This is a genomic window from Moraxella caprae DSM 19149 (assembly GCF_000426885.1).
Lineage (GTDB): Bacteria > Pseudomonadota > Gammaproteobacteria > Pseudomonadales > Moraxellaceae > Moraxella > Moraxella caprae.
Genome location: NZ_AUGF01000016.1, coordinates 23392 through 49994 on the forward strand (window position 1 = coordinate 23392; position 26603 = coordinate 49994).

A 26603-nucleotide genomic window follows, 5' to 3' on the forward strand; every position below is an offset into this window, starting at 1 on the left:
TAATAAGGATTTATCATGCAACCCATCAGCACAGCAAATATTCATGAATATCACAGCACGTTTAATAGCTATGACGGCACAGCCATGTTCTATCGCTACTGGCTCACCGACAAGCCAGAGCATGTCTATGACCATGATGGCGACCGTGATGACCTAAAAATCATCGTCATGCTCCATCGTGGGCATGAACACTCACAAAGGCTGACCGACATGGCTCATGCCTTCGTCAAACAAGGCTATCAAGTCTTTGCATGGGACGCACGGGGCAACGGACGTTCAGGCGGTGAGCGAGACCATGCCGAGAGCTTTGGGCAATTGGTGCGTGATTTAGATGAATTTTTAAAAGTCATCAAAGCCCAAACGCACGCCAATGATGAGCAGATTGTACTCATCGCCAGTAGTTTGGGAGCGGTCATCGCCAGTGCTTATGTGCATGACTACGCCCCCAACATTCGTGGCATGATACTCGGCACGCCTGCCCTTGCCATTCGTCTGTATGTCCCCTTTGCCCTACCAGCACTCAAAGTCGCCAAAAAACTCGGGGTCATGTCTCGTGTGTCAAGCTACGTCAAAGCCCAAGTACTCACACACGACAAAGAAGCCCAAAGCCAATACCACGCTGACAAACTCATCTCATCAAGTATCTCTCGCGACCTGCTCATCGACTCCCTACAAACAGGGGCACGCCTGCTCGATGACGCAGGTGCCATCACCACACCGACCATGATACTGTGTGCAGGTCAGGATTATGTCGTGGACAAAGAAGCAATACGCACCTTTTATGACCGCATTCGTTCGCCCATTAAGCGTTGGGCGCATTATCCCAAAAGTTTTCACGCCATTTTTCATGAAGTCAATAAACAAGACGTCTTTGCCGACTGTTTGGCATTTACCGATGAGCTTTTTGCCAGTCCGCCCCAAACTGTGGACTTGACATCTGCCCACAACCCAACCACGCACGCCCAAAGTTTTAGTAAAGACAAAGTCGATACACTCATAGCAAAAGGTTTTAACCCCAGTTTTGCCATGACCAAATTCATGATAGAACGCTTTGGATACGTCAGTGATGGAGTATCAGCGGGGGTAACACATGGCTTTGATTCGGGCGTGTCGCTAGATAAGGTTTATCAAAATGAGCCACGTGGTAAGTTCGGTGTGGGCAGACTCATTGATAATTTTTATTTAAACAACATCGGTTGGCGTGGCATTCGCATTCGCAAAGCTCATCTGTTAGAATTGGCAGGGATTGCCATTGACAAACACCTTAACGCACACCCAGACAAACAGCCCATAAAACTCTTGGACATCGCCAGTGGTAATGGTTATTATGCGTTTGAACTTCTGCATAAATATCCCACACTGACCGCCACGCTACGAGATTATGATTCACACAATGTCAGCGTCATGAAGGATAAAGCTGTCAAACAAGGTCTGTCATCACGAGCGACCATCAGCCAGCAAGACGCTTTTTGTGCTGACAGCTACCACTCATCTGATAACGACATCGCCATCGTCTCAGGGCTGTTTGAGTTGTTCTCAGATAACACCCTTATCCAAACCGCCCTAACTGGTATGCACCGAGAATTATCAGACGGCGGTTATCTGCTATACACCAATCAGCCGTGGCACCCCGAACAAGAATTCATCGGCAAGACCCTAAACAGCCATCAAGGCACAGATTGGGTCATGCGATGTCGCTCACAAGCCGAAATTGACCAATTGGTTGCACAGGCAGGCTTTAAAAAGATTGATATGCGAATTGATGCGTTTGGCATTTTTAGCGTGTCTTTGGCAGTCAAGCTCCCGACTGACTAATCATGACCACAAGCACCACACCGCCCCTTACAAAGCCCCTTTACCGCCGAGCCCTACTCATGGCAGGCGGAGGGTTACGCTTTGGTTATTATTTGGGGATTTATCAGGCGTTGTGTGATACAGGCAGGCGACCTGATTTGGTGATTGGTAACTGTGGAGGAGCAATGGCAACCGCCCTGTTGTTAGAAGCCCTGTCCGATTCGTCAGAGACAAGCCGGCAGTCGCTTATCACTGTGATGAACAGTCGCTTGCCTTATGAAAGTATCGGTAGCATTACTGACAAACGCTCTGATGGTTATGGGCAGTATCTCATGCCTGCCCTAAAACGTTGGTGTGGTTATCAACTCTCTCATCTACTTAACCGTCCTATCCGCCACACTCATCTGACGGACAAACTCATCGGCAACCTCACCCATCACGCCATCGGTCATGTGGACGGCGAAACGCACACGCCCTGTTGGCGTTTTGATGAGCCCACCTCCAAGCCGTCCGCCACACACGCTCTGATTCTCGCCAGTCAGCTGAATCGTATTCACGCCCATCATCAATGGCAAGGGCTACTGTGGACGTCAAACCCTCTGCTTTGGCAAGCCCTTGAAGAGCTAACCCCAACCAACATCATGGCACGCTACTCACCGCTCATTTGTGCCGATTATCATTTGACCAATCTGCCCTTGTCCGTCATGGTGCGTGCGTCCATCACAGACATGTATTATTTACCTCCCCTATGTCATGATGACCACTGTCTTATGGGCGGAGTCATCGATTTGACGCCCATTGAGCTTGCCTGTCAGCTTGCCGATGTGGTGTATGCCGAACCAAAATCTCCCTTTGGTCGTGTGCTTGCCGAACCTGCCATTCATCACGTCTTTGGCTTCTCGCCCAATGCTCGCCTGCAAGATGTGCATGATTATATGGCAAATAACCCCCAAATACGCCATTTAGATACCAAAGATTATCGCCGTGTCCGCCCTTTATTTGACAAAAAACCCAATCTTCGACAAGGGCGTATTTTGGCATATCATCATGATTTTACTACTTTTGTCCAAATCACTGCCGAGCAGTTTGCCTATGGCTATGATGTGGGACTGCGTTGTGATGAGTGAATTGGGTAATTATTTTAAGAGAAAGTTAAAATTTTACTCTATAAATCAATTACTTATATTAAATTAAAAGGCATAAATAAATGAACACCCCCCAAACCATCATCATCTTTGGCGGTACGAGCGGTATCGGTCTTGCCCTTGCCAAATGGCACGCCCGTCAAGGCAATCTGGTTACGGTCATTGGTAGCAATCCCCACAAAGTACAAGCCATCTTAGAGCTTGACAACATCACCGCCATCTGCTGTGATGTCCGCTGTCGTACTCAGAGAGATGAACTCTTGAAACGGCTAGATACGCCTTTTTCTCAGCTGATTTATAGCATTGGTAAATATTATCCTGAACGCAAACAAGCCCTTAGTGCCGATGAAAGCCATGATATGCTCATGCTAAATTTGCAAGCCTTTCAAGCGGTGTTTGCTTGGGCAAGTGAGCGTCTTATTCACAAAAAACAAGCTCAAGAAAAACAAACCATTCATCGCACCACGCCTGCCACGCCCACAAGTTTGGTCGCCATCTCATCTGTGGCAGGGCTATTTGACTTTCAAGGGGCAAGCCTATACGCTCACTGCAAACGTGCGATGATACAAGACACGCTTGCCTATCGCATGGCACTTGCTCCATTTGGCATACAAGTCATCGCCATCGCTTGTGGCTATGTGGATACGGCGACATTAAGTCAGTTGCATGGCGGACGAGCGGATAAGCCATGCGGACGAGCGGATAAGCCATTTTTAATCAGCGAACAAGAAACCGTCCATCAAATCATTCACGCCATACATAACGACATCGCTCTACACGTCTTTCCCAAATCCATGAAAGCCATCGTCAAGCTCCTAACCGCCCTGCCTCGTCCCTTACTTGCCAAAGTCATGCAATTACAGTACCACCATCAAGACCGCAAATAGTGGCACGCTCACCAGTAGGCTGTCCATTCTATCTAAAAGTCCGCCATGCCCTGCCAGCCACGCCCCCATGTCCTTGACCTGATGACGGCGTTTGACGCTCGATTCTAACAAATCGCCAACAATACCGCATGCCCCAAGCGACACCGCCAGTAGTACCAACTGACCCATGCCAAAATCAGTCAAAACTCGCCCCACAGGCAGGCTTAGCACCATCATCAACAGCACGCCAAACACCGCCCCTTCAATGGTCTTATTAGGGCTAAGATTGGGGGCAAGTTTACTGGCAAACAGGCGATGACCAAAAGCTCGCCCCATGAGATATTGGCACACATCACAAACCTGCACCGCAAATAGGACAAACAACAGCACAGATAAAGGCTTGACGGTCAAGGCGAGCCACACCCACGCCAGCCCAAACAGTCCGACACAGCCCACAAATAGCCCATCACGCCATGTCCACACCTTAATCACTCTCCACAGCTCCCACAGGGCGATACCACTCATCAGCATGCCCAATGTCGCCACGCCATATCGCCCAAGCATAAAGGCAAGCCACAGCACTGCCAACAGCCAAAACCATGACCGCACTGTTTGATAAACTCCCCGACATTTGCCCAAGCATTTGATAAACAACATGATCAGCAAGACAACCGTCATTAAGATTAATAATAAATATTCACTCATGCCAATAACCTCCACGCACGGTGCTTGCCATAGGACGACAGCACAGAATCTATCATCTCTTTATCCTGCACGGACAGCCGATGTGGACAAATGCTCTGTTGTAAGGCAAGCAGGCATATCATCACCGCCACACTCCTAGATTGTCCCATCGCACATTGGCAGATAATGAGTGTATTAGGCTCGCCTGCTTGCTTGATATCATCATGTAATGCCTTGATATGATTCATGATAGAGTCGTCAAAAGACTGTAAATCCATCACGCCAAGATTGACATACCGCCATTTTGTCGCTGTTCTCTTATCCGCCAGTAGCCTAGCATGGGCAAAATCAGATGCCATCTCCGCACAGACATCTACCCACAGTATCTGCCGATATCGCCCAGCGTATTGGCTTAACTCATCTAGCACATCATCAGACAGATGACCGATTGCCATAATGGTAAACGCTTGGGTGTGAATCACTCGCCTGCCAATGTCATGACACACAAAATGACACGCCCACGCCAGTCGCCACATGAGCTTATAAATGATGATAATAGGTAAACCCAATCCGTACGCACTGGGACGAAATGCACCAACATGATGTTTATCCGTCTGTTTGGCTAATAGAATAGTTATCCATGACGGCTTGGCATAGAGCCACGCCACCGAGAACAGACCCAAACAGCCATACATGCCCATAAGTTTTGCCATCATTGCCCACGCCGTACCTTGATAACCTACCAAGACAGGCACGACCGCCCACCCCAAAACCACAGCACCCCAAGCGTGATAAACTTCATCATCGCTCGCCCTGTGATGTATGGCAAGTCATGAAGCCATCGCTCCGCAACCAATACCACTACCGCAAGCGCAAGCCCTGCGACCACGTCCGCCACGTGATGTTGCCAAGTAAAAAGCGTTGCTCCTGCTATCGCTACACAGATAAGACTTAGTCCCACACGATACAGACCACGCCACCGCCCTTGCACCACATGCCACAAACTCACCCCAAACAGCAGTGCATAGCAGGCGTGCAAAGATGGCAGTTGATTATAAGGCTTATCCACGAGCGACAACAGCTCATACGCCCACCGCCACTGCTCCGACATGACAGGTCTATCACAGGCAAACACCAAAGGATAAGCATAAAAGCACAGGCACGCCACCAACGTCCCAAGCACCAAACGGTGCAACAGCCGAGACAGCATGGCAGACGACACCACATAAAAACTCAGCACAAACAGTACAAAGGATAAACTATAAGGCACTATCGTCCACGCCACAAATGGCACGACATCATAGCGACTTGCCACCGTCCCCACCGCTGTTGGTGTGTGCGACATCAAAGCGTGCGTATAGGCATTGGTTAGGGGGTATGCTAGCCCAAATACCACCAATGTCTTAACAAGTGCCGTCGTTCGCTGTTTTAGGTCATCATTCATGATTGCCAAATATGTACAAATAAACTGCATTAAATGCCAAATTCACCCCAAAGTCAAGTAAAAATAGCCCAAGCAAAAACAAATCCACACCCATTTATACACCTATTTTTTACCCTATTTTAAAAAATCCGACTGGTTGGTTTTTTTATAATTTTTATAAAATTTATCAAAAATTTGATAATCGTCTGTCCGACAAATTGATGAAAATTTGCCCAATTTCTTTACAAAATTTTCTTAAAAAATTTTATCCATCTCTTGACAAGCCTCAAAGCCTTATCCTGTCTTTTTTGTACGTTTTTCAAGTTTGGTTAAAATGACAAAATCACAGATTGGCACAAAATACAAGCTAGTATTTTAAAAATTTTTAGGCTATATTGTGCTACCTTAGAAATGCATTACTACATCTAGTGGTTAATTTTTAAATAGAAAAATCGCTAAGTCATTGAGATTTGGTAATTTTTTACAATTTACAACAAAAACGGGTGATTTTATGACACACATCGACCAAATCAAAGTCAAAAAAAGAGACGGCACCTTTGAACCCATCAACCTTGATAAGATTCACAAGGTCATCACATGGGCAGCCAAAGGATTAGACAACGTCTCCGTGTCGCAAGTGGAACTAAAATCACACATTCAGTTTTATGACGGCATTGCTACCCGTGACATTCATGAGACCATCATCAAGGCGGCGGCGGACTTAATCTCAGCCGAAACGCCTGATTATCAATATCTGGCGGCTCGTCTTGCCATTTTTCATCTACGTAAGATTGCCTATGGCGACTATGAACCGCCACATCTGTATGACCATGTCGCCTGCTTGACCGAAATGGGCAAATACGACAAGCACATTTTGGCAGATTATGACCGTGCCGAATTTGATGAACTAAACGCCTACATCGACCACGAACGTGACATGAACCTTGCCTATGCAGCGGTTGAGCAGATGATGGGCAAATATCTCGTCCAAGACCGTGTCACCAAAAAAGTCTATGAAAGCCCCCAGTTTTTGTACATTTTGGTCGGCATGTGCCTATTTGCCAGCTATGATAAAGCGGTACGACTGGACTACATCAAGCGTTTTTATGACGCCACATCCAACTTCTACATCTCACTGCCTACCCCCATCATGTCAGGCGTGCGCACCCCCACCCGTCAGTTTAGCTCATGCGTACTCATCGAATGTGGCGACAACCTAGACAGCATCAACGCCACCACATCCGCCATCGTCCGCTACGTCTCACAGCGTGCGGGTATTGGCGTGAATGCAGGGGCGATTCGTGCGTTGGGCTCACCCATTCGTGGCGGTGAAGCTCAGCACACAGGCTGTATTCCATTTTTTAAAATGTTCCAAGCAGCGGTCAAATCCTGCTCACAAGGCGGTGTGCGTGGTGGGGCAGCGACTTTGTTTTATCCGCTGTGGCATTTAGAGGTCGAGAGCCTACTTGTCCTAAAAAACAACCGTGGCGTCGAAGACAACCGTGTCCGTCACATGGATTATGGCGTACAGATTAACAAAACACTCTACACCCGACTCATCAAAAACGAAGACATTACCCTATTCTCCCCATCTGATGTGGCAGGGCTTTATGACGCATTTTTTGCTGACCAAGCCGAATTTGAACGTCTCTACACCCTATATGAAAATGACAAGAGCATTCGCAAACGCAAAATCCCTGCCCGTGAGCTGTTTAGTCTCATGCTCCAAGAGCGTGCCAGCACGGGGCGTATCTATGTCCAAAACGTTGATCACTGCAACACGCACAGCCCCTTTGACCCGTCTGTTGCCCCTGTTCGCCAATCCAACCTATGCATGGAAATCGCCCTACCCACCAAACCGCTTGATAATATCAATGATGAGCATGGTGAGATTGCCCTATGTACGTTGTCTGCCATCAATCTAGGCAAGATTGACAAGCTAGAAGAGATGAGAGAGCCTGCCGAGCTGATTGTGCGTGCGTTGGACGCTTTGCTTAACTATCAAGACTATCCTGTCATCGCCGCCAAAAATGGTAGCATGAACCGCCGTACACTGGGTGTGGGTGTGATTAACTACGCCTATTATCTTGCCAAAAACGGCACACGCTACTCAGACATGGGGGCGATTGGGCTGACTCACCGCACTTTTGAAGCGTTCCAGTATTATCTGCTAGAAGCGTCGAACAAACTTGCCCAAGAAAAAGGGGCTTGCCCTGCCTTTGGCGAGACGACATACAGTCAAGGTATTTTGCCGATTGATACCTACAAGGCGGATTTGGATAACATCTGCAATGAGCCACTACACCTAGACTGGGAAGCCCTGCGTGCCAACATCAAACAGCACGGTCTGCGTAACTCCACCTTGTCGGCTCTCATGCCATCTGAGACATCTAGCCAAATTGCCAACGCCACCAACGGTATCGAACCGCCACGGGGCTTGGTGTCGGTCAAGCAGTCAAAGGACGGCATTTTAAAACAAGTCGTGCCTGACATCGAGAATTTGGCAAATAAATACGAGCTGTTATGGCAAATGCCCGACAATAACGGCTACCTAAAACTCGTTGGCATCATGCAAAAATTCATCGACCAGTCCATCTCTGCCAACACCAACTATGACCCCAGCAAGTTTGAAGGCGGAAAAGTCCCCATGAAAATCATGATTCAAGACCTGCTTACCGCTTATAAACTGGGCGTAAAAACCCTATATTATCACAACACCCGAGACGGAGCAGACGACAGCCAAGGCGAGTTAGATGACGGCTGTGCAGGCGGGGCGTGTAAGTTGTGATTTTAAAATCAAGTCTAGGGCGTGCCTACCATTGATAACATTTTTATAAAATAAGATGAAAATTTGACAATTTCAATCAATTTTTGCATGAAAAATGGCTAAATCTGGTTTTTCATCGTCAAAAACTTGCTTGATAGAATAACTATCAGCCTCAAGTTTTTTCCTTGAAAAACGTGCGATTTTTCTCATTTTTCATTGCAAATACCAAAGGCAGGCACATCCTATCGACTGGTAGGCTTGATTTTTTGGCTTTTATATATAAAAAACAGGTCTTGACAGACAAGACCTATTTTCACAACATGAAGCATTGATTTATTCCATGATCCCTGTAATGTCCACAGGATTATTTGCCACTTGCTGTTTTTTGGCACCGTCATTGCGTTTGGCTTGTAGCTCTTGTAGATACTCTTCGGTAATCTGCCCCGCCACATAACAGCCGTCAAACACCGAGCAGTCAAAGCCATCAACACGACTGTATTTGGTATTATTAACCGCTTCCACCAAATCATCCAAATCTTGGAAAATCAAGCGGTCAGCCCCGATAATCTCACGCACTTCATCAACCGTACGCCCTGATGAAATCAGCTCACTCCGCACTGGCATGTCAATGCCATAAACATTGGGGAAAATCACAGGCGGGGCAACGGATGCAAAAAAGACGTTTTTCGCCCCAGCATCTCGTGCCATCTGAATAATCTCATGGCAGGTCGTCCCACGCACGATAGAATCATCCACCAGTAGGACGTTTTTGTTTTTAAATTCCAAAGGAATGGCGTTTAGCTTTTGGCGGACACTCTTTTTACGCATGGATTGACCAGGCATGATAAAGGTACGCCCGATATAGCGGTTTTTGTTAAAGCCCTCACGGTATTTCACGCCCAGATGAGTGGCACATTCTAGTGCCGAGTTGCGAGATGTATCAGGAATGGGAATGACCACATCAATCTCGTGATTGTCACCCCACTCCGAGATGATTCGCTGAGCGAGCTTCTCCCCCATCCGCATGCGAGCCTTATGTACTGAGATGTTATCAATGATACTGTCAGGACGGGCAAAATAGACATACTCAAAGATACAAGGCGTGTGCTTGATTTTGTCGGTGCATTGCTTGGTGTGTAAGTTATAATTTAAATCAATAAAAATCGCTTCACCAGGGTTGATGTCTCGCACCACTTCAAAGCCCAACGCAGTCAGTGCCACCGACTCCGACGCCACCATGTACTCCACGCCAGCGGGGGTCAGACGGCGACCATAGACCAGTGGGCGAATGCCGTTAGGGTCTCTAAACGCCAGCATGCCATGCCCTGCTATCATTGCCACCACGCCATACGCCCCTTGACAGCGGTCATAGACAGCTTGTAAGGCGGTAAAAATGTCATCGGGGGCGAGTTTGGTTTTGGTGAATTTTTGTAGTTCATGAGCAAAAATGTTAAGTAGCACTTCCGAGTCCGAATCGGTGTTCAAATGACGGCGGTCATGCTCATAGACTTCTTTGGCAAGGGTTTCGGCATTGGTTAGGTTGCCGTTGTGTGCCAAGGCAATGCCGTAGGGAGAATTGACATATAAAGGCTGAGCTTCTGCCGTGCTTGATGTACCTGCGGTCGGATAGCGAACATGCCCGATACCAAAATTCCCCACCAAACGCACCATGTGCTTATTTAAAAACACATCTCGCACCATGCCGTTGTCTTTACGCAGATACAGGCGGTCATCTTTTAGGGTTACTATCCCTGCCGCGTCCTGCCCTCGATGTTGTAACATGGTCAAGCCATCATATAACATCTGACCCACAGGCTCATGGGCACACACACCAATCACACCACACATAGTTGTTCACTCCAAAAGTTTGGCAACACGCCAATTAGGTTAAAAAGATTTAATGCTGATACAGATTTTTAACAAATTTTTTACATTAAAAAATCCGCCCTATTGATACGGATTTTCTACTTGATTCCATGCTTCACCAAGCACTTCGGTCAATAACGCCTGTGCCACAGGGGCAAGGGGAAGTAAGTTTTGGGCGAGAATGGATTCTTGCCATTGGGGTAGTTTAATAAGCAAGGGGGATGCGATACTTAGGATAATCAGCACTTTTAACACGCCCTTACCTGCCCCCAAGATACCACCCAAAATGTTATCCAAAAAGCCCAATTTTAAAAATTTTAAAGTTTTTAATGCCAGCCACGAGATAACGTGCGTGATACTCACAATAATCAGCACAATCACCAAAAATGCCAGCGAAATCTGTAAGACTTCGTTATCAACCACACCTGCAAACAAAGGCGAGAACTCTTTGGCAAGCGCTGACGCCACAATGAGTGCGACAAACCACGCCACCAGTGACATCGCTGTCTTAATCGCCCCTGCTTGAAAACCACGCCACAGTCCAACAAGCACCATAAAGGCGATACCAATATCAAGAATACTCATGCTTTATTCGGCTCGCCCGAAGTATTTTTGTCCAAGTCGTTATCATTCACGTCTTTATCCAAATCATCAGATTTATCCGCCACGACCAAGGCACGCTCTTTGTAGTTAGCAATGCTTTGCACGCAGTCCTGCACGAGCGAAGGACCTTTATAAACCAGTCCTGAGTACAACTGTACGGCGGTCGCTCCTGCACTCAGCTTACGCACCGCCAAATCGCCCGTGTCAATACCGCCCACCCCAATCAAATCCACCTTGCCCGACAGTCGCTCAGCAAATGCCATTAGCACCAATGTGCTTTGATGACTAAGCGGTCTACCTGACAACCCACCATCTTCATGGGCATACTCTTGGTCTTCGACACCCGCCCGTGATAACGTGGTATTCGTGGCAATCAGCCCATCAATGTCAAAGTTGGTGAGATTTTTAGCGATGTCATCTATTTGGTTCTCGTTCAAATCAGGGGCGATTTTTAGGGCAAGTGGCACATAGTAGCCATACTCGTTTGCCAGTTTTGTATGGCAAGTCTTGATGCCATCTAACAGATGAGCCAGCTCGGACACCCCTTGCAGGCTTCGCAAATTGGCGGTGTTGGGACTAGAAATGTTAATGGTGATATAACTGGCATAAGGATAAACCCGCTCCAAGCAGTACACATAATCATCCAAGGCATTCTCAACAGGCGTGGTCGCATTTTTACCGATGTTAATGCCAAGCACGCCTTTGTATTTGGCACGCTCGATGTTGGCAACCATCTTATCCACACCATCGTTATTAAAGCCCATGCGGTTGATAATCGCTCCACTGTCCGCCAAACGGAACATTCTCGGGCGTGGATTACCCACCTGCGGTTGTGGCGTGACTGTACCAATCTCCAAAAAACCAAAGCCGAGCTCAGCCAAGGCGTCAATATACTCGCCATTCTTATCAAGCCCTGCCGCCAGTCCCACAGGGTTCATCAGGCTAATGCCCATGCAGTTGGTCGGCATTGACTGGCGTGGATAAGCAAACCCAAGCAGGCGTGCTTTATGCAATCGCTCTAAATTTTCAAGCGTCCATTCGTGGGCTTTTTCAGGTTGCATGGAAAATAGATAAGGGCGAAGTAAGCTATATGACATGGGTCTCTCAAAATGGATAAATACATCTTTTGACATTATAACATATTCTGTTAAAAGGTTAAATATCACTCATGATTGACTTTTGACCGCTTTTTTACCATTAAAAACCGCCACTCAGATTGAGTAGCGGTTATAATACTGACAAAGATTTAACGATTTACAGGAGTATTAGGCTGATGATTATCATCGCCTGCTTTGGCAAAAACCAATTTTACCACTTGCCATGCCACTGCTATCGCCCCAATGATAAAGACCACATCACCAATGGTGCGAATCCATCTTAGCATGACCAAAAAGTCCTGTTGCAAAAAGCCTTCACTGCGTGCATACCACAAGCCTTCGGTAATGGATGCATGGGCTTGATACACTCCAATGGGCAACAAGCTTGTCATTATCATCAGCACAAGACCTGCATTCAGAGCCCAAAAACTCATCTTCATCAGACTGTCATCAAAGACATGATTGGGGCGAATATAACGCACAATCAACAGCACAAAGCCGAGAGCCAAAAAGCCATACACACCAAACAACGCCGCATGAGCATGGACGGCAGTCGTGTTTAGCCCTTGGATATAAAACAGTGCCAATGGCGGATTTAACATAAAGCCAAACACGCCTGCTCCGACCATGTTCCAAAACGAGACTGCCACAAAATACAAGATGGGCCATTTTAACTTGTCCATCCACGGGGCTTGATGTTGTTTTTCCCAATGTTCATAGGCTTCATAGCCAAGCACCACGAGTGGCACAACTTCCAATGCCGAAAATGACGTACCGATTGCCATGATTGGTGTGGTCGCTCCTGTGGCGGTTTTATAACGCACCAGCCCAAGGTTATAAAAGATAAAGGCAAATGCTGCGGTTGCAAATACTTCAAAAAATCCTTCAACCCACAGATGCACCACCCACCAACGCCAGTATTCCATGATGGCAATATTGGTGCGTTCACCATAGAACAGACCCGAGCCGTAGAACAGACCAACACACGCCACAGACGCCACAAAGATAAACAATAGGTTTTTATCGCCTTTTTGTTTAAACCCATAAGCCCAGCCACGTGCCATCAGTACAAGCCACAGCAAAATACCAACAAATTTTAAAATCTGCAAAACCGCCCCAAATCAATAAACTCATAGCCTTGATGTCGAAACCAAAAGTTAAGATGGGCAGGCATGATGTGTTTTAGGGCAAAGAACTGAGCAATGAACGAACCCACACACACGATGATAAGCGCCACCCACAGAATGTCCACGCCTAGTTTTTGGAATTTGGAGTCTTTGCCACCATTGATGATGGGGGTCAAAAAATAAGCCTGCCGCCAAAAATGCCGTGGCAATCCAAAACAGTGCCGCCTGAATGTGCCATGTCCGCACCAGTGAGTAAGGCAACCAGTCCGCCACAGGAATGCCATAGAACGAATGTCCTTCTACCGTATAGTGAGCAACAAAACCACCTAAAAATACTTGTAGTACAAATAACGCCACCACAAGCAGTCCGTATTTGCCCAACGCTTTTTGCGATGGTGTTAGGCTTATCTTGGTCAAAGGGTCAGACTCTGGCACCGCCAAATCGCATTATCTTAATGACTGTTTTAAAAATATATTTTAAATATATCTTAAAAATGGCATTGTACGCCCACCCACCGCCAAAAGTCAATGCTTTATGACATAATTTTTAAAATTTGTTATGTTTATTAGGGCGTGCCTGCCTTTGGTATTTGCAATAAAAATCACGAAAAATCACACGTTTTTCAAGGAAAAGTCCGCAGTTGATATTAAAATATCAACAAGGATTTTGACTTCGAGCCACAAGATTTAGCCATTTTTCATGCAAAAATATGATTTTATTTCTGAAATATTTCTATAATAGACTTCCTGCAAAACTAGGTTTTCCGTTCGCCCCGAGCTTGTTGAGGGGTGGCGGAAAACCGTTATGGTTCGACAAGCTCACCACGAACGGTTTTCCTTATTTTTGGGTTTTGCAAGAAGCCTAATGTAGACTGTGTTATAAAGGTTCAACACGCCCTAATGATTGGTTGTATTTATAGATAAAAGGTAACTTATTTTTATTAAAGGCAAACAAAAAAACCGCCACCCAAATAGGTAGCGGTTTGTTAAATGAACCTGTAAAGCGGTTATGTTATCAGTCCATCAAGGTTGCACAGGCGAGAATCTCTCGCTTTGACGTGCTAGACCTTGGGCGATGACATCGGCTGTCATGACTCTGTATTCTGCCAAATCAAACATCGGCGGGGGCAAGCCGTCTGCGTCCAGATACGCCACCATACGAGCGACTATCGGCATATGACACACCACTGCTATCACTTTATCATGCTCATGCCCATAGTGCGATGTAATAATCCGCTCAATGTCCGCCACGCCTGCCACAGGGTCGTCATCAGGAGTGATGCTGTCTAACGTGATGAACGTGGGATTTTCTTTGTTATCTGCAATGTTTTGCAAGATTTTGGCGGTTTGGTCGGCACGGTTAAAGGGACTGGCGATAATCATGTCAAGGCTATATCGCTCGGTGAGATGCGTGGCAGTCTGGTTCGCCTGAGCTTGTCCAAATTCGGTCAAATCACGCCCCGCGTCATCAGCACAATAGGCGGCTGCTTGTCCGTGTCGGATAAAGATAAGTTTCATGGTAAATCCTTCTTCTAATATAGGGTAAATTGCAATTTGCCCCTACACACTTATTTAAAAATTTTCAAAAGTAAATATAGCCCAATTTAACAATCACAACCTATTTATCGTCATTATCATCAATAACTTCATCATCTTTGGGCTTATTCTCTTTACTTGCCTTTAATTACCTTATCAAACTCTTTTGATAGCTTTTCATTACTCTCATCATGGGGCATGACAAATTCCACATCACTTCGAAACCCTGTTTCCATCAGGTTTACCGCCACACTTAGAGCCGATTTGTTTTCATATAGCACCGCATATAGAGCATGGGTAATTGGCATATAAATGCTCAGTTTTTTGGCTTGCTCTTCTACCTGAGCAATGGTGTTCACCCCTTCGGCGGTTTGCCCAAGCTTTTTAATGGCATTATCGAGCGTGATACCCTTGCCAAGCATATTACCAATTTGATAATTGCGACTTAGGGTGGAGTTACAAGTGGCGTATAAATCGCCCACACCCGATAAGCCTAAGAACGTCAAGGGATTCGCCCCCACCGCCACACCAAATCGGCTCATCTCCGCCAACGCCCGAGTAAGTAGCATGGCTTTGGTGTTCTCACCCACGCCATAGGCATTTGCCATACCCATTGCCACAGCATAGATGTTTTTTAACGCTCCACCAAGCTCCACACCCTTGACATCATCAGAGGCAAACACCCGAAAAAACGCACTATGTAGTGCTGTCTGTACCGCCACTCTGAGTGGCTCGGACGGACTGGCGATGACGCTGGCGGACGGCATATTATTCATGATTTCAAGGGCAAGGTTCGGCCCGCTCATTACGCCAAAATTGACCTGTGGCAATTCTTCCTTGATGATGTCGCTCATCAGGGCAAACGTGCCTTTTTCTATGCCCTTGGTCAAAGACACCACCGCTTGATGTGTGATGTATGGACGGATATTTTGCAAGGTCTCACGCACCGCCGAGCTTGGCACCGCCACAAAGATGATGTCTTTGTTTTTGACTGATTCTGCCAAATCATGACTAAACGCCAAACGGCTATCTAGCACATGATTGGGTAGGTATCTTTTGTTAATGCGGGTTTTTTGTAGGGCTTTGACCGTCTTTTTATCACGCACCCACAGGGTCGTCTCACAACCGTTTTTGGCGGACAAATTTGCCATTGCCGTCCCAAAACTACCCCCACCGAGTACCACGATACGCAGGGGTGTATCCATTTGCTTATCCACATGAATGCCAAATGTATCAGTCTTAGGCTCTTTTTTGCGTTTTTTGGCAAGATGGGCAAGGTTTGCCAAAATTCCGCCTTCGGCTTCGGATTTTTCTAAGAGATGTCGGGCTTCTTCTAAGCCTTGATTGATGCTTTGGCTTGCTGCATCGACAATCTTTTTGACTTTGGGGTTATCTTTTGGCAATTTCATGGGCTTATCCTTTTGCATGGATTTTTTGCATATCTAAATTGTTAAAACATTCAATAGACTTCCTGCAAAACCCAAAAATAAGGAAAACCGTTCGTGGTGAGCTTGTCGAACCATAACGGTTTTCCGCCACCCCTCAACAAGCTCGGGGCGAACGGAAAGCCTAGTTTTGCAGGAAGTCTAATTAAACATTTTTTAAATTTTCAATTTTTTTATCATTGTTTTGTCAAGGGCAAATTGTAATTTGCCCCTACCATTCAAAAACAATCAAAAATCGTTGAGATTGATAATTTATTGATAAAAATAAACAAATTCTGCCAAATCCACTTCTTCATGCTCAGGCATGACAATATCGCTTGACCCAACATAAACAAATCCGCACACGAGATTGTCATCGCTAACCTCAAAATGGGCTTTGACGGCAGGCTCATTACACAAATGGCCTGTCCGCCACACCGTGCGATAGCCCATGCTTTGTAGTGCCAACAGCAGGTTTTGCACCACCGCCCCCACGCACAGAAGTTGCTCAAATTCTGGTACTTTTGGGTGCTGTTTGTAGTCGGTTGCCACCGTGATAATCATCGGAGCCCGTTTTGGCATATTGATGAGTTTGATGCGTGCGGTGTCGTCTAGGCTCTCGCCGTCTGCTTCGGCTTTGGCAAGCCCTGCTTGGAGCAATACCTGCCCAAACTCATCAAGAGCCTTGCCCGTCATCACGCCAAACCGATAGGGGCGTAACACCTTATGGTCGGGGGCGGTCATCGCACACAAAAAGGCGGTGTTTAGCTCATCATGGCTTGGCATGGGTAGGGAGAGCTTGCCAATGCTACGGCGAGCATGGATAAGGGAGATTAGGTCGTTCATGGTTGTTCTCGTTTGATTTTACTTTTAATCGGTTTGGAATATAAATAGACTTCCTGCAAAACTAGGCTTTCCGTTCGCCCCGAGCTTGTTGAGGGGTGGCGGAAAACCGTTATGGTTCGACAAGCTCACCACGAACGGTTTTCCTTATTTTGGGTTTTGCAGGAAGTCTAATATATAGGGATAATTTATTTGCCCAAAAATCAAGGTTTTTTATACAAGACAAATGTCATTCACCCAATCATCGGATATGGAAAGCACGCCCCTACATGGCATTTTTCAAAATTTAGCATTGGTACAAATTGGGGTTAATTGGCTATAAGCCCCCTATTCCACCCGATGCTCTTCCGACAGATATTCCTCAGACTGCATTTCAAGTAGGCGTGAACGTGTCCGCTCAATCTCAAAGGCGAGTTTTTCGCCTTGATACAACTCCAAAATGGACTGCTCGGCACGCACGAGCAATTTGACACGGCGGTCATAAAATTCGTCCACCAAATAAATAAATCGTCTGGTTGGGTCCATAAACGTATCTGTCAAGGCAGGGACATTATCCACCATCACCGTATCAAAATCACTGGCAATCTCAATAAAATCAGACGCCGAACGGGGCTGCATACACAAATCCCTAAAACTTGCCAACAGCATGGTCTCGGTACGCTTAATGATATCAATCTTGCGCCCACCGATGACAATGGGGTCGGTCAGCACTTTTTGACCACCTGCCAGCGTGTCAAACCGCTCGGACAGCCAGTCTTTGGTGTCGTCCGTTAGGGGCGATGAGTAGAGTTTGGCTTGCTTTAACAATCTTAGCCGATAATCCACGCCTGCGTCAATATTCATCACGGTTGTGTGCTTTTCAACTTGCTCGATGGCAGGCAAAAAGCGGTCCCTGTGAATGCCATTTTTATAAAGTCCAGACGGCTCAATGTTGGACGTTGCCACAAGCGTAATGCCACGCTCAAAGAGCATACTAAACAAATCGCCCAGAATCATGGCATCCGACACATTGGAGACAAAAAATTCATCAAAACAAATAACAACCGCCTCAGCATGGATAATGTCCGCCACTTTTTGTAAGGGATTGACTTGCCCTTGCAATTTGACAAGCTCGGACTGCACTCGTTTCATAAAATGATGAAAATGCAGTCGCATTTTTCGCTCTATCGGCAAGCTGTCATAAAACATATCCATAAGCCACGTCTTGCCACGTCCGACACCGCCCCACATATACAAGCCTTTGGGAGGCGTGGGTTTGGATTTGAACAGACTGGCAAAAAAGCCTTGATTGGTGTTTTGGCTTGCCATGATTTCATGGTGCAATTTGTCAAGGTAGGCAACCGCCTTTGCTTGCACGTCATCGTGGCTAAAATTGCCTGTGGCTAGGGCTTCATCATAGCGTTTTTGGGGGGATAAATTGGTCATTATTTTTCCTTTGGCTCTATATTTGCCTTGTTGATTTTGCGATTTTCACCACAAACATCGTCACGTGTATAATTGAACGTCATCATCATAATATGTCCTAGAAATAGCACAAAAAACAATGCGCTTACAAGTGCCGAACCCCATAAATAGCTTTTTAAACTACGTACGCCACGAGCATATTCATATTCGGTTAAATATTTATAAGGCTTATCGGACAAATAATAAATATTAATGGTCTTAGGTGGGTTATTACAACCGCCTGTCAGATTATGTGTGTAGGTTTTACCATTAACCACACGCCGATAATAAGCATCGTCACTCCCACCTCTTCTGCCACTAGAACATAATGTTTTATATAAATACGCTGTTGTGGCCACCCCGTTAGCATGAATGCCTACATGAAGTTCTTGTGCTTTTATGCGATAGCTGATAGATACAAGCATTGAGATTAGCATAATGAACAACAAAACAACTACCCATATTATAAATATTCTCTTGTTGTACACAAAAAATGCTTTATCTAAAACAATATCATTCATCTGCACAATTTCTCAAATCATTTTTCAATCAATTCTTTTAACTCACTAAGTCGCCCATGAAAAAAGTGGCTCGCCCCTGTCATCACTTTACTGCGTATGCCAAACTCATCGGCAAAATCCGCCATACTGCTTGGGCGGACAAATTCATCTTGGTCGCCATAAATCATGAGCGTATCGGTCGGCAAGGTTAGCCCTGTTGGGTCGTTTTTTTCAACGGACGGGGCAATGAGCGTGAGTTTTTGCAGATTAACATCGTAATCCGTCAACACCTTATCCGCCACACGGCACGCAATAAATCCCCCAAAAGAAAATCCCGCCAGCCACAGCGTCTTGGCATTCGTCTGCTGCAGTGCCCAATCAAGCACGCATAGGCTGTCCAAATACTCGCCATTGCCATACTCAATCTCACCGCTTGAGAGCCCCACGCCCCGATAATTAAACCGCACGGTATCCATGCCATTTTCTTTACAAAAGCGGTATAGGGTCGTAACGACCTTATTATTCATTGTCCCGCCTGCTTTGGGATTGGGGTGCAAAATGACGGCAAGCGTGTCCGAGTTTGCCCAATGTGCGTCTACTTCAAGCACTGCATTATCGCCCATGTGCGGGGCAAGGATTAGGGTTGTGGGTTTTAAGTTTTTCATGTTTTTAAAAGTATAAAATTAGCCATTATAGCATAAAATCAGACTTATACAGATGTTTTTGTGGTGGGTTTTTATGATGAAATTTTGGGATTTCTTTGTAAATAGGGATAAATAACTAGGATTATGTTAAATAAATTTTTAAAATAAAAAGGGAATCATAAGTTTTTGTGTTAAAGTTACCACAAATTTTTGATATTTGAATACTGCCCTTTTTGTAGGCGTGCACAGCACGCCCCTACATCAAAACATCATTGCGTTTGTGGTAATTTTAAAGTCTATTGAGTATATAATAATACTCGTGTTATCACACCCCAAACCTTGCCCAAATCGGTGCATGGTCGGACGGTTTTTCTAGCCCACGAATGTCATAGCTAATCCCTGCATCCACACAGTCTTGGATAAGTTTGTCTGTACACAAGATATGGTCAATTCTAAGCCCCCGTTTTGGCGTGTCATCAAAGCCTTTTGAGCGGTAATCAAACCAGCTAAACTCGTCTGCACTGTCAGGCTTAAACTTACGGTAAGTGTCATATAAATCACGACTCATCAGCTCATCATACCATTCACGCTCTTCTGGCAAAAATGAACAGGTGCCATTTTTTAGCCAGCGTTTGGCATTTGGCTCGCCAATACCCACGTCATTGTCATGGGGTGAGATGTTCATATCGCCCATGATGACAAGCTCACGCCCCTGCCCTTTTAGCTCGTCAATGTAGCGGTTTAGGTCGGCATAAAAGGCACGTTTCATGGGAAATTTGGTCTCATGGTCTCGATTTTCGCCTTGGGGGAAATAGCCGTTGATGACATCAATCTTACGCCCATTGACATCAAATCTGGCATGAATCAGTCGTCTTTGGGCATCCACATCGGCAAAGGGAAAGCCCTTTTGTACAAAAATCGGCTCAAATTTGGACAAAATCGCCACGCCATAATGCGACTTTTGTCCAAAAAATTCCACATGATAGCCAAGGCTCTCCACGTCTTTTAAGGGAAAGGCTTCATCATGAACTTTGGTTTCTTGCAAACCGATAATATCCGCCCCAAGCGTATCACGCACGGCAAGAAGTTGGTGTGGTCTGGCACGCAGTCCGTTGATATTAAAACTGACAAAAGTAGTCATTGCAATATTCTCTTAAAAAATAATGGCATATTATAAGGGCAAAACCACAAATATAAAGGGCATGCCGACCGTTGGTAGCATTTTTACAAAATACCTGCTTGATACATAATAATTTTTGCATAATATAAATTATTAATCATAAAAAATTATAAAACAATAAGCTATAGTATGCTAATATCACAAAACTTTATTTTTATTATTGGGGCAATTATGGCTAATCGCATTAACTGGAGAGCCTTTGGACCGGGCATCTTGATTGCATCTGCTGCCATTGGTGGGTCGCATTTGGTCGCATCAACACAAGCAGGGGCGTTGTATGGTTGGCAACTTGCCATCATCATCTTATTGGCAAACTTTTTTAAATACCCCTTTTTTCGCTTTGCCACTGACTATGCTTATGAGACAGGCGACAGTCTCATCACAGGCTACGCCAAAAAATCCAAATTTTATCTTTGGGCGTTTTTTATCCTGTCCATCTTATCAGGCATGATTAGCACGGGGGCAGTGGCACTGCTGACGGCAGTGATTTTAAGCTACATGCTCCCCTTTGAACTATCTACCATTGCTTTATCAGGCTTAGTCATGGTTACTTCTTGGGCACTGCTTATCTTTGGGCATTTTCGAGTGCTTGATAATATCACCAAATGGATCATCATTCTTTTGACCGTAACGACCGTCTTGGCAGTGATGGTCGCAGGGGCAAAAGCCTCCCCACCCGCTCCTGACTTTGTGGCGGTCTCGCCCTTTAATATGGCAGGGCTTGCCTTTATCATCGCTTTGATGGGCTGGATGCCAACGCCATTAGAATTCTCTGTCATCTCCTCAATATGGACTGCCAAAAAAATCCGTGACGACCACCCCACGCACAAGCAAGGCTTGCTTGACTTTAATGTTGGCTATCTTACTTCTACCATCTTGGCGTTATTTTTCTTGGCATTGGGGGTGTTTGTCCAGTATGGCACAGGACAAGAGATTGCCATGCAAGGCGGTGCCTACATCGGGCAACTCATTGACATGTACACCAAAACCATCGGCGAATGGGCAAGGGGCTTGGTGACGTTCATCGCCTTTTTGTGCATGTTTGGCACCATCATCACTTGCGTGGATGGCTATGGTCGTGCCAACGCCGAATGCTTTACGCTCATCAGCGGACACAAGCCATCAGGCAAAACCACACTGTTTTGGACGACTGTCACCACCATCACAGGTTTTGGGCTTATCACGTTCTTTATGGGGCAGATGGCAACTTTGCTCAAATTTGCCATGATTTCTGCCTTTGTCACCGCACCGATTTTTGCCTATTTGAACTACTCACTCATCAAAAGCCGTGGCAAGAAACTCTCGCCTTTGATGAACGTGTATGCCATCTGTGGGATTGTGTTCTTGACAGGGTTTACAGGGCTGTTTTTGTTACAGTTTTTTGGGGTTATCGGATAAACTTTGCACCAACCCACGATAAAAAAACCAGTCGCTTGACTGGTTTTTTGTTGGATGGGGTAAAATAAATCAAGATAAACTAAGACAAATTAGACGCTTGCACCAACAGCTGGGTGTACTCATGTTTTGGTTCTTCAAAAATCTGTCTTGCTGTCCCCATCTCCACCACTTCGCCCCCACTCATCACAATCACACGGTCAGAGAGTGCTTTAACCACCGACAAATCATGACTGATAAAGATATAGCTTAGTCCATATTTCTTTTGTAGGTCGTTTAAAAGCTCGACCACCATGATTTGGGTAGAGCGGTCAAGGGCAGAAGTCGGCTCATCAAGCAGGACAAATTTCGGCTCTAAGATAATCGCTCGGGCGATGGCGATACGCTGACGCTGACCGCCTGAGAACTCATGCGGGTAGCGGTTTATCATGGTAGGCGACAGATTGACTTCTTTTAAAATCTTCACCACCTTTTGCCGACGCTCTTCTTTGGTCATCTGTGGAAAATGCACGGTCAAGCCTTCTTCGATAATCTCACGCACGGTCAGGCGGGGCGAGAGTGAGTTAAAAGGGTCTTGAAAGACGATTTGCATGTCGCGGCGTAGGGCTTGGCGTTTGTCGCCCTTTGTGTCAATGATTTTCTCGCCATTAAAACGAATGTCGCCCGTGGACGCCACAATCTGCATGATGGCACGCCCCAGCGTGGATTTGCCCGAACCCGACTCGCCCACAATACCAAGCGTCTCGCCCACTTTTAGGTCAAGCGTAATACCCTTGACCGCATTAAAGGTCTTGGTCGGCTTACCAAAAAAGTTGCGTGCGACGACATAGTCCACCTTGACATTGTCCGCTGTGATGAGTTTGGGGGCAGATTCATCAAGGATGGGTTTGTGGTTATTAGGAATGGGGGTCAAAAGCTCCACCGTATAAGGGTGCTGTGGGTTATTAAAGACGTCTTGGGTTGTGCCACGCTCGATAATCACGCCATGTTGCATGACACACACTTGGTCGCTGTACTTTTTCACCAGTCGCAAATCATGGGAGATTAAAATAATCGCCATGCCCAAATCACGCTGTAACTCTAGCATCAAATCCAAAATCTCCGCCTGCGTGGTCACATCAAGTGCCGTCGTCGGCTCATCAGCGATGAGTAGGTCGGGCTTATTGATAATCGCCATCGCAATCATGATGCGTTGGAGCTGACCGCCTGAGAACTCATGCGGATATGCCGTCATTTTTTTGTCGGCATTGGGGATTTTAACCTTTTGTAAGGTGTCAAGTGCCAGCTTGGTCGCTTCGGATTTGCTCACGCTCGGGTTGTGAATGCTGACCGCTTCTGCCACTTGTTTGCCAATAGGGACAAATGGGTTTAGGGAAGTCATCGGCTCTTGGAAAATCATGGCAATCTTATCACCACGAATGGTACGCATCTCACGCTCAGACAAGCTAAGTAGCTCTTTGCCATCAAAGAGTACCGATGAGTCTTTACCAAAACTGGCGATATTTTTTGGCAACAGTTGCATAATCGCCATTGACGTGACCGATTTGCCCGAACCTGACTCGCCTACGATGGCAAGCGTCTGTCCTTTTTCTACGGTAAATGATGAATCTTTGACCGCATGAACAAGCTCTTCATCGGTTTTTAAAAATACGTCCAGATTTTTTACTTGTAATAATGTCATATCATCTATCCTTTGGGTCTAGGGCATCACGCAAGCCATCGCCGATAAAGTTAAAACAAAACAGTGTAACCACCAAAAAGGTAGATGGCACAAGCAGTTGCCAAGGAGCGACTTGCATGGTCTGAGCCCCTTCTTGGAGCAGTGCCCCCCAACTGGTTCTCGGCTCTTGCACGCCCAGCCCCAAAAAGCTCAAAAATGACTCAAACAAAATCATACCCGGAACGATAAGAGACGCATAAATCACGACCACGCCGAGCACATTTGGCACGATATGACGGGTCACGATTTGCCAGTTATTCACGCCTGTGACTCGGGCGGCTTCAATAAATTCCTTGTTTTTTAGGCTTAATGTCTGACCACGCACGATACGAGCCACGTCAAGCCATGACACCAGACCGATTGCCACAAAAATCAAAATGATATTACGCCCAAACAGGGTTACCAATAAAATCACAAAAAACATAAAAGGAAAGGCACTTAGGATTTCTAAAAATCGCATCATGACCATGTCCACTTTACCACCCAAAAAGCCAGAGACAGCACCATAGACCGTCCCCACCAACACCGCCACCAACGCACCAGCAATCCCCACCATGAGCGAGATTTGTCCGCCGACAGCTGTCCGCACGAGCAAGTCTCGCCCTAAGGTATCCGTACCAAAATAGTGCTTGGTTTCCATGGATGGGGCGATACCCATGTTACTCCAATCTGTGTCAGCATAGCCAAATGGCGATAACATGGGGGCGACAATCACAAATACCGTGATAAGAAGCAACACCACACCACTTGCCATGGCGGCTTTGTTACGGCGAAAACGTCGCCATGCATCTTGCCACAGACTTCGTCCTTTTACCACAGGCTCTACGGCTTGCACTGTTTCGCTTGCATTCATAGACATACGCATTCCTTTTTAGTATTTAATTTTCGGGTCAATCACGGCATATAAAATATCAACAATCGCATTAAATAGGATTGTCAATACCCCCACCAAAATCGTCAAACTCAGCACAAGGCTATAATCACGGTTTAATGCACCGTTCACAAACAGCTGACCGATACCGGGCAGACCAAAAATCGTCTCAATCACGATAGAGCCTGTGATAATCCCCACAAACGCAGGTCCTAAATACGAGATGATGGGCAACATGGCAGGACGCAAGGCATGTTTAAAGACAATGTGCGACAAGGGCAAGCCTTTTGCCTTGGCGGTGCGAATATAAGGGCTGTTCATCACTTCAATCATCGACCCTCTTGTGATACGAGCGATACTCGCCACATAGCTTATCGCCAATGCTGTCACAGGTAGCACCAAATTCATGAATGCCCCACCATTCCAGCCCCCTGCTGGAAACCATTTTAAAATGACCGCAAAAATCAGCACAAGTAGCGGTGCTTTGACAAAGCTTGGCATGACCACGCCCGTCATCGCCAATGTCATCAACACATAATCAAGCCAGCTGTTTTGTTTTAGAGCGGCGATAACCCCAAGACCAATCCCCAACACCACCGCAATGATGAATGCATACAAGCCAATCTCCACCGAGACAGGCAAGGCTTGGGCAAGCAGTTCATTGATGGTGTAATCCTTGTACTTAAAAGATGGGCCAAAATCCCCTTGAGCAAGCTGTTTTAGGTAATTTAAAAACTGAAGCCATATCGGGTCATTTAAATGATATTTCGCCTCGATGTTGGCAAGTACCGCAGGGGGTAGATTACGCTCGCCCGTAAAAGGACTACCAGGGGCAAGTCGCATCATAAAAAATGAAATGGTAATCAAAAAGAGCATGGTTGGAATGGCTTCTAACACACGCTTAAAAATGAGTTTAAACATAAGCACTCTCTTATTGTTGTTGCAAGTCCATGGCAACGTAGAAATCCTGCCAGTTTAACAAATGTAACGATGACGTATTACGTCCTTTTGTCATTACTTTTTACATTTGTCATCATCTAACATTCCCTCTACTAATGAGTTTTATCTAGGGCGTGCCCTCCCTTTATAACACATTTTAACATTTAGAAATTTCATAGAAATAAAATGGTGTTTTTGCATGAAAAATGGCTAAATCTTGTGGCTCGAAGTCAAAAGCTCGTTTGATAAAATGACTATCAAACTTCACTTTTTCCTTGAAAAACGGGCGATTTTTCGTGATTTTCATTGCAAATACAAAAGGCAGGCATACCCTAAAGAATCGGTGGCTTATTGTAACATAAGCCATTATATACACCTATTAATTATTTTTGATAAAACATCAGTATTTAAAACTTTTATTAAAAAAATCTCATTGCAAAAAATTTGCATCAATCATAGGGCGTAATTTTTAAAAACAACAGCACCTTACAAACAACTGCAAGGTGCTGTGATTAATGCCAATTATTTTAACGTCCAGTCCTTGATTTGCCAGTTACTGCTCGGGTCATTTAGTGACTCTGTTTCTAAATGATGCTGTCCTTGGATGCACTGATACTGCTGGCACTACCTGCTTGGGTGGACGGCTTATCACTCCCCCCACACCCTGTCAAAGCAACCGCTCCACATAAGGTAAGCATGGCTAGGTTTAATGTTGATGGTTTCATCTTAGTTCTCC

General features: G+C 45.8%; 23 protein-coding genes and 1 pseudogene. 5 read left to right on the forward strand and 19 right to left on the reverse strand.

The annotated features are described in order from the left end of the window. Positions 1-15: 15 nt before the first annotated feature. The 3 genes from K941_RS0105880 to K941_RS0105890 all read left to right on the forward strand — a co-directional run bounded on the left by K941_RS0105880 (position 16) and on the right by K941_RS0105890 (position 3826). Positions 16-1815, forward strand: coding sequence for a bifunctional alpha/beta hydrolase/class I SAM-dependent methyltransferase (locus K941_RS0105880; protein ID WP_036387673.1), 1800 nt, complete (start codon positions 16-18; stop codon positions 1813-1815). 2 nt (positions 1816-1817) lie between these two features. Continuing rightward, positions 1818-2921, forward strand: a complete 1104-nt coding sequence (locus K941_RS0105885) for a patatin-like phospholipase family protein (RefSeq protein WP_029102887.1) — start codon at positions 1818-1820, stop codon at positions 2919-2921. Positions 2922-3001: 80 nt separating this feature from the next. After that, positions 3002-3826 carry an SDR family NAD(P)-dependent oxidoreductase gene (locus K941_RS0105890; protein ID WP_029102888.1) on the forward strand — a complete coding sequence of 275 codons (825 nt, stop codon included), beginning with the start codon at positions 3002-3004 and terminating at the stop codon, positions 3824-3826. Here the strand turns inward: K941_RS0105890 and K941_RS16360 are convergent. The 3 genes from K941_RS16360 to K941_RS14900 are packed head-to-tail and all read right to left on the reverse strand — an operon-like array spanning position 3797 to position 5933. After that, on the reverse strand, positions 3797-4510 hold the full coding sequence (locus K941_RS16360; protein WP_051225915.1) for a phosphatidate cytidylyltransferase: 714 nt from the start codon (positions 4508-4510) through the stop codon (positions 3797-3799). The genes K941_RS0105890 and K941_RS16360 overlap by 30 nt on opposite strands. Further along, positions 4507-5265 (reverse strand): dual specificity protein phosphatase family protein, encoded by a 759-nt coding sequence (locus tag K941_RS0105900; protein WP_147287563.1) that lies wholly within the window; start codon positions 5263-5265, stop codon positions 4507-4509. Before K941_RS0105900 ends, K941_RS16360 begins: the two co-directional genes overlap by 4 nt. Beyond that, the gene (locus K941_RS14900) at positions 5229-5933 is read right to left on the reverse strand and encodes a phosphatase PAP2 family protein (RefSeq protein WP_029102890.1); all 705 of its coding nucleotides are present in this window, start codon (positions 5931-5933) and stop codon (positions 5229-5231) included. The genes K941_RS0105900 and K941_RS14900 overlap by 37 nt, the downstream gene beginning before the upstream one ends. Before the next feature lie 490 nt (positions 5934-6423). On the opposite strand from K941_RS14900, the gene nrdA reads away from it, so the two are divergent. After that, positions 6424-8700 (forward strand): class 1a ribonucleoside-diphosphate reductase subunit alpha, encoded by a 2277-nt coding sequence (gene nrdA, locus K941_RS0105915; protein WP_029102891.1) that lies wholly within the window; start codon positions 6424-6426, stop codon positions 8698-8700. Positions 8701-9012: 312 nt separating this feature from the next. Here the strand turns inward: nrdA and purF are convergent, their stop codons facing one another. The 12 genes and pseudogenes from purF to xthA form a co-directional block, all read right to left on the reverse strand. Beyond that, on the reverse strand, positions 9013-10527 hold the full coding sequence (gene purF, locus K941_RS0105925; protein WP_029102892.1) for an amidophosphoribosyltransferase: 1515 nt from the start codon (positions 10525-10527) through the stop codon (positions 9013-9015). A gap of 99 nt (positions 10528-10626) precedes the next feature. Beyond that, positions 10627-11130 (reverse strand): CvpA family protein, encoded by a 504-nt coding sequence (locus tag K941_RS0105930; RefSeq protein WP_029102893.1) that lies wholly within the window; start codon positions 11128-11130, stop codon positions 10627-10629. A 101-nt stretch (positions 11131-11231) separates the two neighbouring features. After that, positions 11232-12245, reverse strand: a pseudogene (locus tag K941_RS14905) (quinone-dependent dihydroorotate dehydrogenase); the annotation flags it as partial. 149 nt (positions 12246-12394) lie between these two features. Further along, the gene (locus tag K941_RS14910) at positions 12395-13354 is read right to left on the reverse strand and encodes a cbb3-type cytochrome c oxidase subunit I (protein WP_228130371.1); all 960 of its coding nucleotides are present in this window, start codon (positions 13352-13354) and stop codon (positions 12395-12397) included. A gap of 48 nt (positions 13355-13402) precedes the next feature. Beyond that, on the reverse strand, positions 13403-13807 hold the full coding sequence (locus tag K941_RS17700; RefSeq protein ID WP_228130372.1) for a hypothetical protein: 405 nt from the start codon (positions 13805-13807) through the stop codon (positions 13403-13405). Between the two features lie 588 nt (positions 13808-14395). Continuing rightward, positions 14396-14890 (reverse strand): phosphohistidine phosphatase SixA, encoded by a 495-nt coding sequence (gene sixA, locus K941_RS0105950; protein ID WP_029102894.1) that lies wholly within the window; start codon positions 14888-14890, stop codon positions 14396-14398. 152 nt (positions 14891-15042) lie between these two features. After that, complete coding sequence (locus K941_RS0105955; protein WP_029102895.1) at positions 15043-16317, reverse strand: NAD(P)H-dependent glycerol-3-phosphate dehydrogenase; 1275 nt, start codon at positions 16315-16317, stop codon at positions 15043-15045. A 288-nt stretch (positions 16318-16605) separates the two neighbouring features. Then, on the reverse strand, positions 16606-17178 hold the full coding sequence (locus K941_RS0105960) for a nitroreductase family protein (RefSeq protein WP_029102896.1): 573 nt from the start codon (positions 17176-17178) through the stop codon (positions 16606-16608). 324 nt (positions 17179-17502) lie between these two features. After that, the gene (gene zapE, locus K941_RS0105965) at positions 17503-18600 is read right to left on the reverse strand and encodes a cell division protein ZapE (protein WP_029102897.1); all 1098 of its coding nucleotides are present in this window, start codon (positions 18598-18600) and stop codon (positions 17503-17505) included. Continuing rightward, positions 18600-19139, reverse strand: coding sequence for a hypothetical protein (locus tag K941_RS0105970; RefSeq protein WP_147287564.1), 540 nt, complete (start codon positions 19137-19139; stop codon positions 18600-18602). Before K941_RS0105970 ends, zapE begins: the two co-directional genes overlap by 1 nt. Positions 19140-19156: 17 nt before the next feature. Continuing rightward, entirely contained in the window at positions 19157-19783 is a 627-nt protein-coding gene (locus K941_RS0105975; protein WP_228130373.1) for an alpha/beta hydrolase, read from the reverse strand. A gap of 304 nt (positions 19784-20087) precedes the next feature. Beyond that, complete coding sequence (gene xthA / locus K941_RS0105980) at positions 20088-20903, reverse strand: exodeoxyribonuclease III (RefSeq protein WP_029102900.1); 816 nt, start codon at positions 20901-20903, stop codon at positions 20088-20090. Between the two features lie 210 nt (positions 20904-21113). On the opposite strand from xthA, the gene K941_RS0105985 reads away from it, so the two are divergent. Beyond that, positions 21114-22340, forward strand: coding sequence for an NRAMP family divalent metal transporter (locus K941_RS0105985; RefSeq protein WP_036387698.1), 1227 nt, complete (start codon positions 21114-21116; stop codon positions 22338-22340). Between the two features lie 79 nt (positions 22341-22419). On the opposite strand, the gene K941_RS0105990 is transcribed toward K941_RS0105985, so the two are convergent. The 4 genes from K941_RS0105990 to K941_RS17055 form a co-directional block, all read right to left on the reverse strand. Next, positions 22420-24018, reverse strand: coding sequence for an ABC transporter ATP-binding protein (locus K941_RS0105990; protein WP_029102902.1), 1599 nt, complete (start codon positions 24016-24018; stop codon positions 22420-22422). Between the two features lies 1 nt (position 24019). Then, the gene (gene oppC / locus K941_RS0105995) at positions 24020-24916 is read right to left on the reverse strand and encodes an oligopeptide ABC transporter permease OppC (protein WP_029102903.1); all 897 of its coding nucleotides are present in this window, start codon (positions 24914-24916) and stop codon (positions 24020-24022) included. Between the two features lie 12 nt (positions 24917-24928). Next, positions 24929-25849 carry an oligopeptide ABC transporter permease OppB gene (gene oppB, locus K941_RS0106000; protein ID WP_029102904.1) on the reverse strand — a complete coding sequence of 307 codons (921 nt, stop codon included), beginning with the start codon at positions 25847-25849 and terminating at the stop codon, positions 24929-24931. Between the two features lie 602 nt (positions 25850-26451). Next, the gene (locus tag K941_RS17055; protein WP_156892303.1) at positions 26452-26592 is read right to left on the reverse strand and encodes a hypothetical protein; all 141 of its coding nucleotides are present in this window, start codon (positions 26590-26592) and stop codon (positions 26452-26454) included. Between the last annotated feature and the right edge of the window lie 11 nt (positions 26593-26603).

What these genes read in the sequence shown, in the direction of transcription:
- nrdA (WP_029102891.1), top strand. Translation starts at nt 6,424, where the DNA reads ATGACACACATCGACCAAATCAAAGTCAAAAAAAGAGACGGCACCTTT.
- K941_RS0105930 (WP_029102893.1), bottom strand. Translation starts at nt 11,130, where the DNA reads ATGAGTATTCTTGATATTGGTATCGCCTTTATGGTGCTTGTTGGACTG.
- xthA (WP_029102900.1), bottom strand. Translation starts at nt 20,903, where the DNA reads ATGACTACTTTTGTCAGTTTTAATATCAACGGACTGCGTGCCAGACCA.
- K941_RS0105955 (WP_029102895.1), bottom strand. Translation starts at nt 16,317, where the DNA reads ATGAAATTGCCAAAAGATAACCCCAAAGTCAAAAAGATTGTCGATGCA.
- zapE (WP_029102897.1), bottom strand. Translation starts at nt 18,600, where the DNA reads ATGACCAATTTATCCCCCCAAAAACGCTATGATGAAGCCCTAGCCACA.
- K941_RS14900 (WP_029102890.1), bottom strand. Translation starts at nt 5,933, where the DNA reads ATGAATGATGACCTAAAACAGCGAACGACGGCACTTGTTAAGACATTG.
- K941_RS17055 (WP_156892303.1), bottom strand. Translation starts at nt 26,592, where the DNA reads ATGAAACCATCAACATTAAACCTAGCCATGCTTACCTTATGTGGAGCG.
- K941_RS0105880 (WP_036387673.1), top strand. Translation starts at nt 16, where the DNA reads ATGCAACCCATCAGCACAGCAAATATTCATGAATATCACAGCACGTTT.
- K941_RS0105960 (WP_029102896.1), bottom strand. Translation starts at nt 17,178, where the DNA reads ATGAACGACCTAATCTCCCTTATCCATGCTCGCCGTAGCATTGGCAAG.
- K941_RS0105970 (WP_147287564.1), bottom strand. Translation starts at nt 19,139, where the DNA reads ATGAATGATATTGTTTTAGATAAAGCATTTTTTGTGTACAACAAGAGA.
- K941_RS0105975 (WP_228130373.1), bottom strand. Translation starts at nt 19,783, where the DNA reads ATGAAAAACTTAAAACCCACAACCCTAATCCTTGCCCCGCACATGGGC.
- K941_RS16360 (WP_051225915.1), bottom strand. Translation starts at nt 4,510, where the DNA reads ATGAGTGAATATTTATTATTAATCTTAATGACGGTTGTCTTGCTGATC.
- K941_RS0105890 (WP_029102888.1), top strand. Translation starts at nt 3,002, where the DNA reads ATGAACACCCCCCAAACCATCATCATCTTTGGCGGTACGAGCGGTATC.
- oppC (WP_029102903.1), bottom strand. Translation starts at nt 24,916, where the DNA reads ATGTCTATGAATGCAAGCGAAACAGTGCAAGCCGTAGAGCCTGTGGTA.
- K941_RS0105990 (WP_029102902.1), bottom strand. Translation starts at nt 24,018, where the DNA reads ATGACATTATTACAAGTAAAAAATCTGGACGTATTTTTAAAAACCGAT.
- K941_RS0105985 (WP_036387698.1), top strand. Translation starts at nt 21,114, where the DNA reads ATGGCTAATCGCATTAACTGGAGAGCCTTTGGACCGGGCATCTTGATT.
- purF (WP_029102892.1), bottom strand. Translation starts at nt 10,527, where the DNA reads ATGTGTGGTGTGATTGGTGTGTGTGCCCATGAGCCTGTGGGTCAGATG.
- oppB (WP_029102904.1), bottom strand. Translation starts at nt 25,849, where the DNA reads ATGTTTAAACTCATTTTTAAGCGTGTGTTAGAAGCCATTCCAACCATG.
- sixA (WP_029102894.1), bottom strand. Translation starts at nt 14,890, where the DNA reads ATGAAACTTATCTTTATCCGACACGGACAAGCAGCCGCCTATTGTGCT.
- K941_RS0105885 (WP_029102887.1), top strand. Translation starts at nt 1,818, where the DNA reads ATGACCACAAGCACCACACCGCCCCTTACAAAGCCCCTTTACCGCCGA.